Origin of the sequence: Bradyrhizobium sp. WSM471, from assembly GCF_000244915.1 — a bacterium.
Lineage (GTDB): Bacteria > Pseudomonadota > Alphaproteobacteria > Rhizobiales > Xanthobacteraceae > Bradyrhizobium.
In genome coordinates this window covers 1,115,580-1,131,372 of sequence record NZ_CM001442.1, presented here as the reverse complement: position 1 = coordinate 1,131,372, position 15,793 = coordinate 1,115,580, and the positions used below count along the sequence as shown (strand labels likewise).

14 protein-coding genes are annotated in these 15,793 nt (G+C 63.3%); 7 read left to right on the top strand and 7 right to left on the bottom strand.

All coding sequences use genetic code 11. The annotated features are described in order from the left end of the window. The first annotated feature begins 686 nt into the window (after positions 1–686). Positions 687–1,418 carry a transglutaminase-like cysteine peptidase gene (locus tag BRA471DRAFT_RS05245; RefSeq protein WP_007605155.1) on the top strand — a complete coding sequence of 244 codons (732 nt, stop codon included), beginning with the start codon at positions 687–689 and terminating at the stop codon, positions 1,416–1,418. A gap of 213 nt (positions 1,419–1,631) precedes the next feature. Further along, the gene (locus BRA471DRAFT_RS05240; RefSeq protein WP_007605154.1) at positions 1,632–2,771 is read left to right on the top strand and encodes a lysozyme inhibitor LprI family protein; all 1,140 of its coding nucleotides are present in this window, start codon (positions 1,632–1,634) and stop codon (positions 2,769–2,771) included. 204 nt (positions 2,772–2,975) lie between these two features. Here BRA471DRAFT_RS05240 and BRA471DRAFT_RS05235 read toward each other — a convergent pair whose 3' ends face one another. From BRA471DRAFT_RS05235 to BRA471DRAFT_RS05210, 6 genes are all read right to left on the bottom strand, one after another. Continuing rightward, positions 2,976–4,175 (bottom strand): ABC transporter substrate-binding protein, encoded by a 1,200-nt coding sequence (locus tag BRA471DRAFT_RS05235; RefSeq protein ID WP_007605152.1) that lies wholly within the window; start codon positions 4,173–4,175, stop codon positions 2,976–2,978. 79 nt (positions 4,176–4,254) lie between these two features. Then, positions 4,255–6,093 (bottom strand): long-chain fatty acid--CoA ligase, encoded by a 1,839-nt coding sequence (locus tag BRA471DRAFT_RS05230; protein WP_007605150.1) that lies wholly within the window; start codon positions 6,091–6,093, stop codon positions 4,255–4,257. 137 nt (positions 6,094–6,230) lie between these two features. Further along, complete coding sequence (locus BRA471DRAFT_RS05225; protein ID WP_007605149.1) at positions 6,231–7,019, bottom strand: ABC transporter ATP-binding protein; 789 nt, start codon at positions 7,017–7,019, stop codon at positions 6,231–6,233. Between the two features lie 4 nt (positions 7,020–7,023). After that, complete coding sequence (locus BRA471DRAFT_RS05220) at positions 7,024–7,782, bottom strand: ABC transporter ATP-binding protein (RefSeq protein WP_007605148.1); 759 nt, start codon at positions 7,780–7,782, stop codon at positions 7,024–7,026. After that, the gene (locus BRA471DRAFT_RS05215; protein WP_007605147.1) at positions 7,779–8,930 is read right to left on the bottom strand and encodes a branched-chain amino acid ABC transporter permease; all 1,152 of its coding nucleotides are present in this window, start codon (positions 8,928–8,930) and stop codon (positions 7,779–7,781) included. Before BRA471DRAFT_RS05215 ends, BRA471DRAFT_RS05220 begins: the two co-directional genes overlap by 4 nt. A gap of 4 nt (positions 8,931–8,934) precedes the next feature. Then, positions 8,935–9,810, bottom strand: a complete 876-nt coding sequence (locus BRA471DRAFT_RS05210) for a branched-chain amino acid ABC transporter permease (RefSeq protein WP_007605146.1) — start codon at positions 9,808–9,810, stop codon at positions 8,935–8,937. A 263-nt stretch (positions 9,811–10,073) separates the two neighbouring features. Here BRA471DRAFT_RS05210 and BRA471DRAFT_RS05205 point away from each other — a divergent pair, with 263 nt between their 5' ends. From BRA471DRAFT_RS05205 to BRA471DRAFT_RS05185, 5 genes are all read left to right on the top strand, one after another. Next, positions 10,074–10,823: an ABC transporter ATP-binding protein gene (locus BRA471DRAFT_RS05205; RefSeq protein ID WP_007605145.1), complete on the top strand. Its 750-nt coding sequence runs from the start codon at positions 10,074–10,076 to the stop codon at positions 10,821–10,823. Further along, positions 10,820–12,376 (top strand): hypothetical protein, encoded by a 1,557-nt coding sequence (locus BRA471DRAFT_RS05200; protein ID WP_007605144.1) that lies wholly within the window; start codon positions 10,820–10,822, stop codon positions 12,374–12,376. The genes BRA471DRAFT_RS05205 and BRA471DRAFT_RS05200 overlap by 4 nt, the downstream gene beginning before the upstream one ends. 68 nt (positions 12,377–12,444) lie before the next feature. Further along, complete coding sequence (locus tag BRA471DRAFT_RS05195; protein WP_007605143.1) at positions 12,445–13,257, top strand: MBL fold metallo-hydrolase; 813 nt, start codon at positions 12,445–12,447, stop codon at positions 13,255–13,257. A 65-nt stretch (positions 13,258–13,322) separates the two neighbouring features. After that, positions 13,323–13,844 carry a hypothetical protein gene (locus BRA471DRAFT_RS05190; protein ID WP_007605142.1) on the top strand — a complete coding sequence of 174 codons (522 nt, stop codon included), beginning with the start codon at positions 13,323–13,325 and terminating at the stop codon, positions 13,842–13,844. 117 nt (positions 13,845–13,961) lie between these two features. Next, entirely contained in the window at positions 13,962–15,011 is a 1,050-nt protein-coding gene (locus BRA471DRAFT_RS05185) for an amidohydrolase (RefSeq protein ID WP_007605141.1), read from the top strand. Between the two features lie 97 nt (positions 15,012–15,108). Here the strand turns inward: BRA471DRAFT_RS05185 and BRA471DRAFT_RS05180 are convergent, their stop codons facing one another. Further along, positions 15,109–15,564 carry a cupin domain-containing protein gene (locus BRA471DRAFT_RS05180; RefSeq protein WP_007605139.1) on the bottom strand — a complete coding sequence of 152 codons (456 nt, stop codon included), beginning with the start codon at positions 15,562–15,564 and terminating at the stop codon, positions 15,109–15,111. Positions 15,565–15,793: the final 229 nt, after the last annotated feature.

Here is a 15,793-nt window from a genome sequence, read left to right as displayed (position 1 = left end):
GGCGGGCGATCGGGAACCCAAGCCGTCCAAGGAAATCGCGGCGTCAAATTTGCCAGCGTAATTCAATCCGGGCACCAAAAAAGGAGTTAAAATCTAAGTAAGTATCGCTCGCCTAAACTTGCATATCATTACCAAGTCCTTAGCGAAACCACCTATTGCTTGTGTGATTTGGCATCACCAAGCAGTCGATGCTCTCAGGCGGCTGGGCGTCCGCAGAGAAGCCGAAGTAATTTTTGAAATACTCATAAGTAAAGTGGCGATTATTTTCGCTCATTTTCAGTAACCCCATGTATTCCATTGTAGAAATCCCACAATCGATACTTCTGTCATCTTTTGTTCGTGGTGCCCCGCACCACACTGCGGCAAATACGGAGCCAAATCTGTGATCCAACTAACAGAACTCGCGAAATAGCGACCCGTTAGCCATAAGGCGCAGAATCAGTTCCACGACAACTTCTGCCTGCAATCGGTCCTTCCTCGCGGCAGCTGCCGCGCTCCTAGCCGGCGAATCGTAAAATTTTACGCAATTTGAGCAGGCCCGTTTCAGCCTGTTGCCCGGTTTTGGGACCCCAGCCGGGCGCGTTAAGCAGAACAAAACCGCCTGCCTCCCACTATCTCCGCGAAAGCAACAAAGCCCGGCACGTGCAGGTCGAGGGGGACCTGGCGAAGCTGGAAGGGGATGTCAGATGGAGACCGCTGCTCGTTCGCGCGCTTGGCGCGCAATCCTTGTGCTGTGCGGATTGATCCTGTTCGGATCGGCCGCCGAGCTTCGCGCTGGCACGCTGCTGTCACCGGGAGCCGGCGTCCTCGTGCGCAAATCCGCCGAGCCGTTCGGCGTGTTCGCCTTCGCCATCTCCGCCGGCAGCCTGCAGCAGAAATGGCTCGCGTTGAGGTCCAGGCTCGACGATGACATGGTACAGCTCGCGCTGTGCGACGGCGACCGGGACAATTGCGCATCGCCTGCGGCACTCAAGCTGCTCGCCATCGTCGACCAAGCCCGCGCCCGCGACGGCCGCGCTCTGCTGGGCGAAACCAATCGCGCCATTAACCTCGCCATCCGTGCGGCCGACGATGGCTCTGACGACGTCTGGAGCTCGCCGCTCGCGACTTTCGCGCGTGGCGCCGGGGATTGCGAGGACTATGCCATTGCCAAGCTCGCCGCCCTTAAGCTCGCGGGCGTTGCCGCCGAAGATCTCCGCATCGTTGTCGTACGCGACATCCGTGCCGGCGAAGAGCATGCGGTTGCCGCTGCACGGCTCGACGGCCACTGGCTGATGCTCGACAACCGCCGCATGGCAATGGTCGAGGACGACGCCGCACGGAGCTACCAGCCGCTGTTCGTGCTCTACCGGTCGGCCGTGATGAAATATGTCGACGAACCCGTGCGGTTCTCGATGATCGCCGCCGAGGCGCGTTGATTTTCTTGCAGCCCGGATGGAGCCACCGGGTCGGCGCACAGCGCCGCCCGATGACGGGCTCCGCGAAATCCGGGGCTGCCGCCTGTCGCACGAATCCCGGATTGCGCTGCGCTCCATCCGGGCTACCAGTATAAAGTACGGCTTGCCCACAAAGCCATTTCGCCGCGCGATCCGGGACGCTAGCATGCCCGCGGCTATGCGGGGGCGACTGGAATGCGGTTCATCGTGCTGACTATGCTTGCGCTGCTGGCCTTGCCGGCGGCTCCACGTTTCACGCAATCCAGCTTCGCGCAATCCGGCCCGTCCGACCGCTCCGTCGCAGACAGGCTGCCGCTGTTCGCCAGGAACAACTGCCAGCAGATCCGCGATCCCGGCAATCAATTGTTCTGCGGTGATGCCGAGCTCGCCGCCGCCGCCGAGAGGCTGAGCACGGGAATCGAGGCGCGGCTTGCCCGCCTGCCCGATCGCCTGCCTGGAATCGAGGAGAACGCGATCTGGATTCGCCAGCGCAACCTCGGTTGCGGCATCGTCAGCCAGACCGCGATCCGCGCCGACGATTTCGACCGCGTGAAGGCATGTCTTCTCAAGGTGACCGATGAGCGCGCCGCGATCGTGCGCGATCCGGATTTCGATTGTCTCGCGGCCAACACCGCCGCGGGCGCGCTGATCTGTGCGGACCCGTCGTTGGCGCTTGCCGAGACCGAGTTGAACAGCCAGGTCCTCGGCCTGATCCGCAAGCTCGATCCGACCGCGGCACGCTTTGCCTTCGCCGAATATGGCCGGTGGACGCGGGAGCGCGACCGCAAATGCAATCTGGTCGGCAAGGAGAACGTGCCGCTCGGGGAGCTCGAGACTGCGGAGGACTGTCTGGCCGGTTATCTGAAGCACAAGGCCGACGAGATCGGCGCGGCGAAAGGCGATCCGAAGAAGGTGTTCGGCCGGCAGGTCACAGCCCGCGCGCCCGACACCGATGCCGTCGACTTCTGCGCCGCGCGAATCCACGCGGCCAATTCCTGCGGCAACTTCCTCCGCATCAACCGCGTCTACGCGCTCGACAGCCAGGTGGCCGAGCAGGAGGCGCAGGTCACGGGCGAGATCGAGATGGCCGTGCTGGCGCCCTTCGCCACCTGCAGCAAGATCGCCACGACGTGCACGGGCACCTGCTGGGACGCCAGAACGGGTCGTCCGCAGCCTGGTGTCGGCAACAAGGAGCGCTCCGCAGACGCCTTCAACGTCACACGCCGCCTGCGAATCCAGCGCACTTTTGCGTTTGTCAAAGCCGCCGATGGCTGGCGCTGCCGGGAAGACGAGTTGGCCCCGGTGAATTCAGGCACCGCGGGCGGGGGATCGTAGATTCTATCTCGGTGTGTCGCGCCTTCTCCCTTCTCCCTTCTCCCCTTGCGGGAGAAGGTGGCGCGAAGCGCCGGATGAGGGGTTGTCTCCGCGAGTTCTACCGAGAGAGATTCACGCCCGGAGAGAACCCCTCACCCGGCTTCGCTCACGCGAAGCCACCCTCTCCCACAAGGGGAGAGGGTGCAGCGCGCGGGCGGCAAGCGATCAAAACATCAGATTGTCCTTCACCAGAACCCAGCGGCCGCCCTTGACCTGCTGCACCTGGGTGATGGTGTTGGCGAGGTGGTCGGTCTTGGAGAATTTGGTCGGCGGCGAGTTGAAGATGTCGAGGAACTTGTCGCCCGATTCCAGCGCGTCCAGCATCTTCTGGCCGGTCAGATCCTTGCCTGCCTTGTTGGCGTAGAACGCGAATGTCATCACCGCGTTGTAGCCGATGATGGCCTGCGTGTTGGCGTCGGTGCTGAACATCTTCTTGTAATTGACCAACCAATCTTTCACCTTGCCCTTTGCGGTGTCCTCGTAGGGGATCTCGAATCCGGACGCCGCGTAGAGCCCTTCCACGGCCTCCTTGCCGAGCATGGGCACCTCCATCACGTTGGTTGGCGTCGCGCCGAGGAAGGTGACGTCCCAGCCGAGCTTCTTGGCTTCCGTCATCGCACCGATGGGCTCACGGAGCACAGCGCCGAGCACGACGAGGTCGCAGCTGTCGGACTTCATCTTGGCGATCTGCGCGCTAAAGTCGGAGGCACCGCGCTTGTAGCTCGTGATCGAGGCCGGCTGGACCTTCATGGCAGTGAGCTGCTGGTTGAAGCCGTCGAGCACGTTCTTCCCGTACTCGTCGTCCTGATGCATGATGCAGGGCTTCTTGAAGTTCTTCCACTCCATCATGTATTTCAGCGCCGCCCGCGTGCTCTCGACATAGGGCAGCAGATTGTTGAACTTCAGCCGCTCCTGCGGCTTGGCGGGATCGAACTTGAACGTGAACTCCGCTGCCGTCAGCGGGAACAGCTGAAGCACGCCGGCGTCGAGCAGGATATCCTGCGCCGCCAGGACGGTCGGCGAGCCCATTGCCCCCACCATCGCGAAGATCTTGTCGCGCTCGATCAGCTTCTGCGATGCGAGCACGGCCTTCTTCGGATCGTAGCCGCTGTCCTCGAGGACAAGCCGAATCTTTCGCCCCTGGACGCCGCCGGCGGCATTGATCTCCTCGACCGCCATCTTCATGCCGTTCGAGACCGGCACGCCCCAGCCTTTGATCGGCCCCGACAAATCTTGATGGGTGCCGATGACGATCTCGGAGGCCGAGATGCCTTCATTGGTGACCTTGGTTTGCGCGACGGCCGGCAAACAGGTGAGCACCACCGCGCCTGCCGCAAAGCCGAACGTTCTCAACGATCTCGACATTGACGTCTCCTCTCCTTGGGGCCCTTATGGTGCGAAGGGTGGGGCCATCACTCCTTCGCTGTTGTTCAAACAAGATTGTTCAAGCCACCGCCCGCGCCGGGTACATCGCGTCGATTTCGGCGGCGTAACGCTTGTTCACGAAGCCGCGCTTCAGTTTCATGGTCGGCGTCAGCTCCTCGTCCTCCGGAGTGAGCTGGCGTTCGATCAGATAGAATCTCTTGATGGTCTCGACACGGGCGAAATTGGCGTTGACCGCTTCGATCTCGCGCCAGATCAGGTCCTGGATCTCTGTCGCGCGGCACAGGCTGGCATAATTGGTGAAGGGGATGTCGTGGTCTTGCGCGTATTTCTCGACATTCTCCTGGTCGATCATCACGAGGCAGGTGAGGTATGGCCGCTTGTCGCCGATCACCACGGAGTCCGAGATGTAGGGCGAGAATTTCAGCTGATTCTCGATCTCGGACGGCGTGACGTTCTTGCCGCCGGAGGTGATGATGATGTCCTTCATCCGGTCGGTGATGCGGACGAAGCCCTCATTGTCGATGGTGCCGACGTCGCCGGTGTGCAGCCAGCCACGATGGTCGATGGTCTCAGCTGTCCTCTCCGGCTGGTTCAGATAGCCCATGAACAGGAAGTCGCCCCTGATCAGGATCTCCCCCTCGGGCGACAGCGCGACCTCGCCCCAGGACACCGCCTTGCCGACCGAGCCGAGCTTGATCCGCTCCGTCGGCATCATGGTGGCGACGCCGCAATTCTCGGTTTGGCCGTAGACCTCGTGGATGTCGATGCCGAGAGCGAGAAACCAGCGGATCAGCTCCGGTGCGATCGGCGCCGCGCCGGTGAAGGCGATGAGGCATCGGTCGAGCCCGATCATGCGGCGAATGTTGCGGAATGCGAGCCGATAAGCGATGCCGTTCGCGATCCGCAACGACAGCGGCGGCGGTTTCCCTTCGATCCTGTAATCGACCATGCGATAGCCGACGTCGATGGCGCGCCGGTAGACCCATCGCTGCAGCGGGGTCGCGTCCTTCAGCGCGATGGTGATGGCGGAATAGAATTTTTCCCAGATGCGCGGCACCGCGAGGAAGATGGTCGGCTGCACCTCGCGCAGATTGTCCGGCACGGTCTCCGGACTCTCGGCAAAATTCATCACCGAGCCGAGCGCGACCGAGATGTAATAGCCGCCGATCCGTTCGGCGACGTGGCAGAGCGGCAGGAAGATCAGCCGGTCCTCATCCTCGCGCGCCGGAATGAAATCGTTGGCGTGCCGCATCTGGTGCGTGACGCTGCGGTTGGCGTGCATGGCGCCCTTGGGCGGACCCGTGGTGCCGGACGTATAGACGAGGACCGCGAGGTCGCTCGCGCTGCGACTGTCGACCATCTCCTGCCACAGCGCCTCGCGGCCGGCCATGTGGTTGCGCCCGAGCGCGCGGAACTCGTCGAGCGACATCACCATGTCGTCGGAGAAGCCGCTGAGCCCCTCCATGTCGAACACGATGATCTTTCGCAGAGACGGACAGCGTGCGCGGCAGGCCAGGATTTTGTCGAGCTGCTCCTCGTCCTCGGCGAAGATCACTTTGGTCCGGGAATCGTTGACGAGATATTCGACCTGGGATGAGGCATCGGTCGGATAGATCCCGGAAGAGACGCCGCCGGCGCACAGAATGCCCATGTCGACATGGACCCATTCCGGCACGGCGTTGGCGATGATGGAAGCGACGTCGCCGGGCCTGAAGCCGATGGCGTGCAGAGCGTAGGCAACCTCCTTCGAGATCTCCAGCCATTCGCGCCAGCTGGTCGGCTGCCAGATCCCGAATTTCTTCTCGCGTATAGCCGGCCTGTCGCCCCGCGTCTCCGCGGCGCGCAAAAAGCTCTTCGCGATCGTATCTGCGACCGTCAGCACCGCCGGTCGGGCCATGCACGTCTCCTCCTTCGCGCTCCCCTCCGCTGCCTGCCTTGCCGGCGGTCTAGTGTTGCGGACGGGTCTCCAGATCTAACGCCAAGTCTTCCTTCAGCGCCAAGTCTTCCTTCAATTCAAAGTCTTCCTTCAATTCCTTAGCGCCAAGTCTTCTTCTTTTTCCAGCGCCGCTCGCCTCGTGCGCCGGCTTCCTTGGCGCCAAGGTAGAATTCCTGGATGTCCTTCGAATGCATCAAGCGGTCGCAGCTGTCGTTCATGACGATCCGGCCGATCTCCAGCACATAGCCATAGTGCGCCGTCTCCAGCGCCACCTTTGCGTTCTGCTCGACCAGCAGGATCGACATGCCCTGCTCCTCGTTGACCCGGCGGATGATGGCGAAGATCTCCTTCACCAGGATCGGCGACAGTCCGAGCGAGGGCTCGTCGAGCAGCAACAGCGTCGGCCGGTTCATCAGCGCGCGGCCGATCGCGAGCATCTGCTGCTCGCCGCCGGAAAGCTGTCCGGCCGGCTGGTTGATGCGCTCCTTCAACCGCGGGAAATAGCCGTAGACGCGCTCCAGATCGTCCGCGACGCCGTTACGATCCTTGCGCGGATAGGCGCCCATCATCAGGTTCTCGCGCACGGAGAGGAACGGGAACACCTCGCGTCCCTCCGGCACGTGGCTGAGGCCCAGCCGCACGATCCTGTCCGCCTCCATACGCTGGATCGACTTGCCCATGAACTCGATGGCGCCCTTCTGCGGGTCGAGAATGCCCGAGATCGTCTTCAGCACCGTGGTCTTGCCGGCGCCGTTGGCACCCAGCAGCGTGACGATGCGGCCGCGCGGCACTTCGAGCGAGATGCCGCGGATCGCCATGATCGGCCCGTAATAGCTCTCGATGTTGGAGAGTTTCAGGATGATGTCCGGCGTCATCACGGCATCCATTGCGTCAGGCTCCCAGATAGGCGGCGACGACATCGGGATGCTCTTGCACTTCGGCAGGCGAGCCCATCGCCAGCACCCTGCCGTAGTTCAGCGCGATGACGCGGTCGGAGACGCGGTTGACCAGCGACATGTCGTGCTCGACCATGAGCACGGTGACGCCGAGCTCGCTCTTCAGGTCGCGGATCCAGAACGACATGTCGTCGGTCTCCTCCACGTTGAGGCCCGAGGACGGTTCGTCGAGCAGGATCAGCTTCGGCTCCGAGCACAGCGCGCGCGCCAGCTCGATCACCTTGCGCACGCCGTAAGGCAGACCCGAGATCAGCTTGTCGCGGTAGGGCTCGAGATCGAGGAATTCGATGACCTGCTCGACCCTGCGTCGATGCAGCTTCTCGTCGGCGCGTACGCCTGGCAGAAACAACAGCTCCTGCCAAAGCTGCGTGGTCGAATGCCGGTGGCGGCCGACCAGCAGGTTCGACAACACCGTCGCGTTCTCGAACAGCTCGATGTTCTGGAACGTGCGGGCGATGCCGAGCCTTGCGATGTCATGGGGCGGCTGCTCCGTGATGTCCTGATCCTCGAAGAAGATGCGGCCCGAGGTCGGCCGGTAGATCCGCGAAATCAGGTTGAAAATCGAACTCTTGCCGGCGCCGTTCGGCCCGATGATCGAGAGGATCTCGCCCCTCTCGACCGCGAACGACACCGCATCGACGGCCTTCAGCCCGCCGAAATGCAGCGACAAACTCTCGGCGCGAAAATAGCTCATCGGTTGCGCTCCGACTTCACGTAGATCTTCTGCCGCTTGAAGGTAGCGCGCTTGTAGAGCGGGAACAGCTGGAAGAAGAGTTTGATCTTGAGCCAGCGGCCGTAAAGCCCGAGCGGCTCGAACAGCACGAACAATACGATGATGATGCCGTAGATCGCGCCTTTCAGGCCGTTGAGCGAGGCAAAGGCCGCGACCTTGGACTGGACATTGGCTGCGGTTTGCGTGCCCGCTCCGAAGGTCGCTGCAATGCCGGCGATGATGCCGGGCAGGTCGTCCTTGAGATAGGTCAGGAACGGATCAATCATCACGATGAAGATCGCACCCAGCACCGCGCCGTGCAGGCTGAAGGTGCCGCCGATCAGGATTACGATGATGAACTCGATCGAGAGCTGGAGCGTGAACATCTCCGGCGAGATGAACGAGAGCTTGTGCGCGAACAGGACGCCGGCGAAGCCGGTGATCGCCGCGGAGATCGCAAAGGACTTCACCTTGTACAGCGCGACATTGACGCCCATGCTGCGCGCCGCGGTCTCGCTGTCGCGGATCGCGACGAAGGCGCGCCCGGTCGGCGAACGCAGCAAATTGAGCGTGCCGACGATGGTCAGCACCAGCACGGCGAGGCAGAGGAAATAGAAGGTCGGGCTGTCGCGCGAGACTGTGACCCCAAACAGCGACACCGCCTTGATTCGCATGCCCTCGTTGCCGTTGGTGACGCTCTCCCAGCGCGCCAGAATCTCCTCGACGATGAAGGCGAAGGAGATGGTGGCAATGACGAGATAGATGCCTTGCAGCCGCAGCGCGGGGAAGCCGACCAGCGCACCGATCAGCCCGGTCAGGAGCCCGGCGGCGAGAAAGTAGACCGGAAACGGCACACCATATTTCTGCAAATAGGCCGCCGTATACGCACCGATCGCGAGAAACGCCGCATGCCCGAGCGAGGCCTGCCCAGTGAAACCCGTCAAGATCAACAGCGCCACGCCGACGGTCGCATAGATGCAGACGAATACGAGCTGGCTCATCAGATAGCTGGAGAGCACATAGGGCGCGATCAGCAGCACGGCCAGCAGGAGACCGTAGGAGACGTAATAGCCCGAATGCGGAAACAGCCTGATGTCGTCCTCGTAGTCGGTCTTGAACAGGAAGCGCATGCGTTCAGACCTTCTTGCGGACGTGAAGGCCGAACAGGCCTTCGGGCTTGAGCAAGAGCACGGCGAGCAGCACGATGTAGGGCGCTACGTCCTTCCAGCCCTCTGCCAGATAGAAGCCGGCCATGCTCTCGATGACGCCGATCAGGACGCCGCCGACGACGGCGCCGGGGATCGAGCCGAAGCCGCCGAGCACGGCGGCCGGAAACGCCTTCAGGCCCAGCACCAGACCGACATTGGAATGGATGAAGGTGATCGGCGCCAGCAGCACGCCGGCGCAGGTCGCAACCGCCGCGCTGATCGCCCACACGATCGACACCACGCGCTTGACCGGGATGCCCATGTAATAGGCGGCCAGCATGTTCTCGGAACTGGCGCGCATCGCGGTGCCGAGCGTGGTCTTGTTGAAGAACAGCCAGAGCAGCGCGCAGAGGATGACCGTCGCCGCGATTACCGAGAGCTTGTCATGGGCGAGCACCAGCGAACCGATGCGCAGCACGCCCTGGCTGAACGGCGTGTCGATCTTGAAATCGTCGGTGCCCCAGATCATGCCGGAGACCGAGCGCAGGAAATAGCCGAGCCCGATGGTGGCCATGATGATGGAGAATTGCGGATAGCCGAGGATCGGCCGCACCACCACGCGCTCGGCCAGCATGCCGAACAGCGCCATCGCCGCCACCGCGCCGGCAAAGCCGACCCAGTAGTTCAGCCCCATCATGCCGATGAAGGTGAAGGCAAAGAAGCCGCCCAGCATCATCAGATCGCCCTGGGCAAAATTGACGACCTCGGTGGCCTTGTAGACAAGCACGAAGCCGAGTGCGATCAGGCCGTAGACGCAGCCGAGCGCAACACCGCTGACCAGCTGCTGAACGAAATCCAGCATCGTCGCGCATCCTCCCGATACAACTGGCGGTTCTTCATGACCGCCTTGCCGCATCTTGTGTTCAGTCGCTACGCAGTCGTTTCGCTGCGCTCGCGCCATTCGTCCCTTCGCCAATTCAGCCTGAACCGCCAAGCGCTGTCAACAAACGGTGACTTGCCATTAGTCCAATCCGGATGACGGAATTTACGGCAGCGCGATTCACGGTGCCGAAACATCTTCGGGGCATGGTCGCGAGCGATGCAAAACCGCAAGGTGTGGCCGTGATGAAGCGGGACGACTCGGCGCTCGAAGTCCTGGGGTTAACGAAGTGTTTTGACCGTCTGGCGGTCGATAACCTCGATCTCACCATCCATGCCGGCGAATTCTATGCGCTGGTCGGCCCCAACGGCGCCGGCAAGACCACCACTTTGCGCATGGTTGCAGGCCTTTTACGGCCCGATGCCGGCACGGTCTCCATCTTCGGCGTCGATGCGCTCCAAAATCCCGTCGCCGCCAAGCAGGTGATGGCATGGGTCTCCGACGAACCCATGATCTACGACAAGCTCACGCCGCTCGAATATCTCGAATTCGTGGCCGGTCTGTGGGGCATCGCACCATCGGCCTCGGAACCGGTTGCCGCGGAGCTCCTGAACTCGCTCGGGCTCGAACCGCACCGGCACGAACGCTGCGAGGGTTTTTCCAAGGGCATGCGCCAGAAGGTCGCCCTCGCCGGCGCACTGGTGCACGATCCCCGCCTCATCATCCTCGACGAGCCGCTGACGGGACTGGACGCCGTCTCCGCCCGCCATGTCAAGGGACTCCTCAGCGAGCGCGTCCGCGCCGGCTGCACCGTCATCATGACCACGCATATCCTCGAGGTCGCCGAACGCATGGCCGACCGCATCGGCGTGATCGCAGCCGGCCGCCTGGTTGCCGAGGGCACGTTGACCGAGCTGCGCCAGCAAAACGGGCACGCCGATACCAGTCTGGAAGATCTCTTCATCGCGCTGGTGACGCTCCAGGAAGCCGCATGAGCTCGGCCACCGCGCTGTCCTGGTTCGCCCGCCACGAGCTCCGGCTCGCCTGGCGCGAATGGCTCGCCATGATGACCGGCGGGCGGCGCAAACGAACGCGTGCCGCGGTGATCGGCCTGCTGTTCTTCGCGGCCCTCCTGCACGTGCCGGCCTGGGCGGTGATCGGCCGCTTCGCCGACCTGCAATTGCCGCTCGACAAATCCTCGCTGATCGTGATCTCGGCGACGATTTTTCTCGCCTGGACGCTGATGCTGTCGCAGGCGATCGAATCGGTGACCCGGGTGTTTTACGCACGCGCCGATCTCGACCTCATCATGTCCTCACCCGCGACGCTGGCCAATCTGTTCTCGGTGCGCATCGCTGCGATCGCGCTAGCCATCACGGTGATGGCGCTGCTGTTCTCGACGCCCTTCATCGACGTGCTCGTATTCGGGGGCGGCGCGCGCTGGCTCGCAGCGTTCGGCGTCGTCGTCGCGATGGGCCTGTCGGCCGCAGCGATCGCGATCGCCGTCACCATCCTGCTGTTCCGCCTGATCGGTCCGGCGCGGACACGGTTCGTCGCCCAGATCCTCGCCGCCATCATCGGCGCGGGCTTCGTGATCGCGCTCCAGGTGGCCGCAATCATATCCTACGGCACGCTGTCGCGCTTCACCATCCTGACCTCGGGCACGATCGCCAACTACGCGCCCGATGCCGATAGCATCTGGTGGTGGCCGGCGCGGGCGGCGATGGGCGACGCCGAAGCGCTGCTGCTGCTCCTGGCGCTCGGGCTCGTGCTGCTCGGAAGCGTCATGGCAATCTTCTCGGGCCGCTTTGCGGACACGGCGATCGATGCCGCCGCCTATGCCGCGTCCGGCCGTCGCAGCGCGAAGGAGCGCCCGTTCCGCGGCGGATCGCGGCAGCATGCCCTGCGGCGCAAGGAATTTTCGCTGCTCTGGCGCGATCCCTGGCTGATCTCGCAGACGCTGATGCAGCTGCTCTATCTGGTGCCGCCGGCGTTGCTGCTCTGGCGCAACTTTGCCGACAGCTCCGCGGCGCTGACGCTGATCACGCCCGTCATCGTCATGGCGGCGGGACAACTCGCCGGCGGGCTTGCCTGGCTGACGATCTCGGGCGAGGACGCGCCCGACCTGGTTGCAACCGCGCCGCTGACGCCGTCCAGCGTCATCCGCGCCAAGATCGAGGTGGTGCTGATCGCGATCGCCGTGATCTTCTGCCCGCTGATCGCGGCGGTAGCTTTCGCCTCGGCGTTCCAGGCCGCGGTCAGCGCCGGTGCGGTCATCGTCAGCGCGGCCTCCGCGACCGCAATTCAGCTCTGGTTCCGGGTGCAGGCCCGGCGCAGCCAATTCCGCCGCCGCCAGACCTCGTCGCGGCTTGCGACCTTCGCCGAGGCGTTCTCCTCGATCGGCTGGGCTGCCAGCGCCGCGCTGGTGCTCACGCTGCCCATCGTCGGTCTCGTCAGCGGCCTGATCACCGCGGGCCTCGTCGCCATCACCTGGAAGTTCAGCCCGATAAAGGGCCGGCGTGAGGGTGCGACACTGACGCGCTGTTGATCGCGCGTCGTTGGCCACGCGCTGCATTGCAAGCTAGACTTTCCCCTGAAGTCATCGGGGATGGATTCATGCGACGACTGGTTTCGGCGGCTCTGGCGCTGTTCGGCGCATTCCTCTCGCCTGCCCTCGCCCAACAGCCACAACGCAGCGAATGCCTGGCGATGGCGAATGCGGCGCCGCGCCTCATGTCGGTCGCGTTCAGGCAGGCGGCGGCCGCGCCCGAGGTCGAGATTACCTATGCCGGCCATTCCACCTATTTCATCGACACGCCCGGCGGCTTGCGCATCGCCACCGACTATAGCGGGGCCTACCAGGTGGGCCGGCTGCCCGATGTCGTCACCATGAACCGGGCCCACAGCACGCACTATTCTCTATATCCCGACAAGCGCATTCCTCGTGTGCTGCATGGCTGGGGCGAGGACGGCAAGCCGGCCATCGTGTCGGAGCGCATCGGCGACACCTTCATCCGCAATGTCACCACCGACATCCGCCGCTATTTCGGCGACGATTCCGGCGCCGACATGATCCGCGACGGCAATTCGATCTTCATCTTCGAGGTGGCCGGCCTCTGCATCGGCCATCTCGGCCATCTCCACCACAAGCTCGACGACAGCCACTTTGCCCAGATCGGACGGCTCGACATCGTGATGGTGCCGATCGACGGCACCTACACCATGTCGCTCGACGGCGTCTCCGAGATCACCAAACGGCTGCGCGCCTCGGTCGTGCTGCCGATGCACCGCTTCGCCACCCCGCTCGACGATTTCATGCAACGCATCGGCCAACAGTTCGAGATCGACCAGCGCATGGAGCGAAGTTTCCGGATGTCCCGGGATGCGTTGCCGTCGAAGCCGACCGTGATCATCCTCGACGGCGTGTGACGCGCAATTTTCTCCAAGTCGGCTGCCCGCCGGTCGTGCTGATCTCTTCGCAACAGGAGATCGACATGACCGATTTTGCGAGATTATTGCACGCGGACGGACCGAACCCCGAGCACGCGGCGGCGCTCCAGCTTTACGGCCGCTTCGTCGGCGATTGGGACGCCGAGATCACTGCCCATGGCCCCGATGGAACGAAACACACCGCGCCCGGCGAAATCCATTTTGGCTGGGTGCTGGAGGGCCGCGCCGTCCAGGACGTCTGGATCATTCCGCGCCCGGCCGGCAGCCCGGCCTTGCCGATCGCCGGCAATTGGTACGGCACGACGCTGCGGGTCTACGATCCGACCATCGATGCATGGCGGATTTCCTGGTTCGATCCTGGCCGCTGCATATTCCGCCAGCAGATCGGCCGTCCACGCGATGCCGACATCGTGCAGGAAGGCACGACCGAAGCCGGCGACCTGACGCGCTGGAGTTTCACGGAGATCACCGAGGATTTCTTCCACTGGCTCGGCGAGGTCAAGCCGACCAGCGCAACCGATTGGCGGCTGATGGTCGATGTGAGGGCGAAGCGGCGCAAGGGATGACGACGGCGCCGCTGTGCCCGCGATGACGGGTGCGGTTGCGCAACGCGCGCTGCTGCGTGCGAGGACGAGGTGCTAGGCTCCCCAAACAAGAAGCGTACGTAAAGGGAGTGCACGCCGATGGCTGCAAGCGGTCTGCCCGCCAACACGAGCGGGCTATTCGTCGAGCCGCGCGAGGACTGGCTCGCGCTGCATCAGGAGGAGATCATCGATCCCGCGCGGCCGATCGTCGATCCCCATCACCATCTCTGGGATCGCGGGCACCGCTACCTGATCGAGGAGATGGCGGCCGATGTCGCCTCAGGCCACAACGTCATCGCGACCGTCTATGTCGACTGCCGCTCGATGTATCGCGCGCACGGACCCGAGGCGTTCCGGCCGGTCGGTGAGGTCGAGTTCGCCAACGGCGTCGCCGCGATGAGCGCCAGCGGCGGCTACGGCAGGGCCGCGATCTGCGCCGGCATCGTCAGCCACGTCAATCTGCTGCTCGGCGATGCCGCAAAACCGGTGCTGGAGGCCGAGATCGCGGCGGGCAACGGTCGCTTCCGCGGCATCCGGCATTCCTCGGCCTGGGACCAGGATCCTGCTGTCGCCGGCATGTATGCGAGCCGGCCGCAGGGATTGCTGCAGGACCCGGCCTTCCGCAAGGGCTTCGCCTGTCTGGCGCCGCTGAACCTGAGCTTCGACGCCTGGCTGTTCCATCCGCAGATCGGCGAGCTGACCGAGCTCGCCCGCGCATTTCCCGACATCAGGATCGTGCTCGACCATTGCGGCGGACCGGCCGGAATCGGCCGCTTTGCCGGGCGACGCGAGGAGGTGTTTCCGCAATGGCGCGCCTCGATCCAGGAGATCGCCAAATGCGAGAACGTGATGGTGAAGCTCGGCGGGCTCGCGATGTGCCTGCTCGGCTACGACTTCCATTTGCGCGAGAGGCCGCCGTCATCCGAGCAGCTTGCCGCGGCGTGGCGGCCTTACGTCGAAACCTGCATCGAGGCGTTTGGACCCAAGCGCGCGATGTTCGAGAGCAATTTCCCGCCCGACAAGGGCCAGTGCAGCTACCAGGTGATCTTCAACGCCTTCAAGCGTATCGCGGCGCCCTTGAGCGAGACCGAGAAGACGGCGTTGTTCTCGCAGACCGCGAGAAATTTCTACCGGCTCGATTTGCCTTAAAAAGGCTTGCTGTCATGACGAGAACAGGGGCCGGGATGTTGATCCCGGCCCCTGTTCCGTCGTGACCGCTGGGAAGCGTCGTAGAACTGTTTGAACTCTAATTAGCGCCCATCAGCGAGGCCGGACGGCGCTCGCCGGTGGAGACGAAGATCTTCTTGAGCTTGTTGACGACCCGGATCAGGAAGCCGATCATCACGGGATTGGTCTTGCGGCAGAAAGCGATCTTCTTGACGTGGCCTTCGACATGCCATTTGGCGTGCGCGCCGTCGCGGAAGAAGATGACGTCGCCCGGGCCATAGCGCTTCGGCGGCATCCCGTCGCTTTCGAGCACGATCGACCCTTCCATGATCATGATCGTCTCGTCGATGTCGTAGTACCAGTTGAAGCGGCCTTCGGTGCAGGCCCAGATGATGGTCGAAGCGGTGCCATCGGCGCTGGTGGATAGGATGTGCGAGCGCGACACCGGATTGCCTTCAATGATCCAGGACGGTTCGATCGGCCGCAGCTCGAGGTCTACATTGCAATTACCGATTTCAATCAACGCACGCGACATCTGCTCCCCCAGGGGATAAAATATGATCCGCCGGGTCTCGGCCCGGATTGTTCAAAGATGGCGGGAACGCTAGTAGCCGGCTTTTAATTCTTTCTTACGCGGGGCCCGACAATCAGCCGCAAGTTGCAGACGCGAAACGGTTAACGTCGCGATTCCCCTGCAATTTCGTGCACATGAACCCTTCTTTTCCGGGGTGCGACAAAGTGCGCGAAGCTACTGAAAGGAGCCA

Excerpts from the sequence above, each read along its gene's own strand:
- BRA471DRAFT_RS05245 (WP_007605155.1), top strand. The coding sequence starts at position 687 with ATGGAGACCGCTGCTCGTTCGCGCGCTTGGCGCGCAATCCTTGTGCTG.
- BRA471DRAFT_RS05240 (WP_007605154.1), top strand. The coding sequence starts at position 1,632 with ATGCGGTTCATCGTGCTGACTATGCTTGCGCTGCTGGCCTTGCCGGCG.
- BRA471DRAFT_RS05235 (WP_007605152.1), bottom strand. The coding sequence starts at position 4,175 with ATGTCGAGATCGTTGAGAACGTTCGGCTTTGCGGCAGGCGCGGTGGTG.
- BRA471DRAFT_RS05230 (WP_007605150.1), bottom strand. The coding sequence starts at position 6,093 with ATGGCCCGACCGGCGGTGCTGACGGTCGCAGATACGATCGCGAAGAGC.
- BRA471DRAFT_RS05225 (WP_007605149.1), bottom strand. The coding sequence starts at position 7,019 with ATGGATGCCGTGATGACGCCGGACATCATCCTGAAACTCTCCAACATC.
- BRA471DRAFT_RS05220 (WP_007605148.1), bottom strand. The coding sequence starts at position 7,782 with ATGAGCTATTTTCGCGCCGAGAGTTTGTCGCTGCATTTCGGCGGGCTG.
- BRA471DRAFT_RS05215 (WP_007605147.1), bottom strand. The coding sequence starts at position 8,930 with ATGCGCTTCCTGTTCAAGACCGACTACGAGGACGACATCAGGCTGTTT.
- BRA471DRAFT_RS05210 (WP_007605146.1), bottom strand. The coding sequence starts at position 9,810 with ATGCTGGATTTCGTTCAGCAGCTGGTCAGCGGTGTTGCGCTCGGCTGC.
- BRA471DRAFT_RS05205 (WP_007605145.1), top strand. The coding sequence starts at position 10,074 with ATGAAGCGGGACGACTCGGCGCTCGAAGTCCTGGGGTTAACGAAGTGT.
- BRA471DRAFT_RS05200 (WP_007605144.1), top strand. The coding sequence starts at position 10,820 with ATGAGCTCGGCCACCGCGCTGTCCTGGTTCGCCCGCCACGAGCTCCGG.
- BRA471DRAFT_RS05195 (WP_007605143.1), top strand. The coding sequence starts at position 12,445 with ATGCGACGACTGGTTTCGGCGGCTCTGGCGCTGTTCGGCGCATTCCTC.
- BRA471DRAFT_RS05190 (WP_007605142.1), top strand. The coding sequence starts at position 13,323 with ATGACCGATTTTGCGAGATTATTGCACGCGGACGGACCGAACCCCGAG.
- BRA471DRAFT_RS05185 (WP_007605141.1), top strand. The coding sequence starts at position 13,962 with ATGGCTGCAAGCGGTCTGCCCGCCAACACGAGCGGGCTATTCGTCGAG.
- BRA471DRAFT_RS05180 (WP_007605139.1), bottom strand. The coding sequence starts at position 15,564 with ATGTCGCGTGCGTTGATTGAAATCGGTAATTGCAATGTAGACCTCGAG.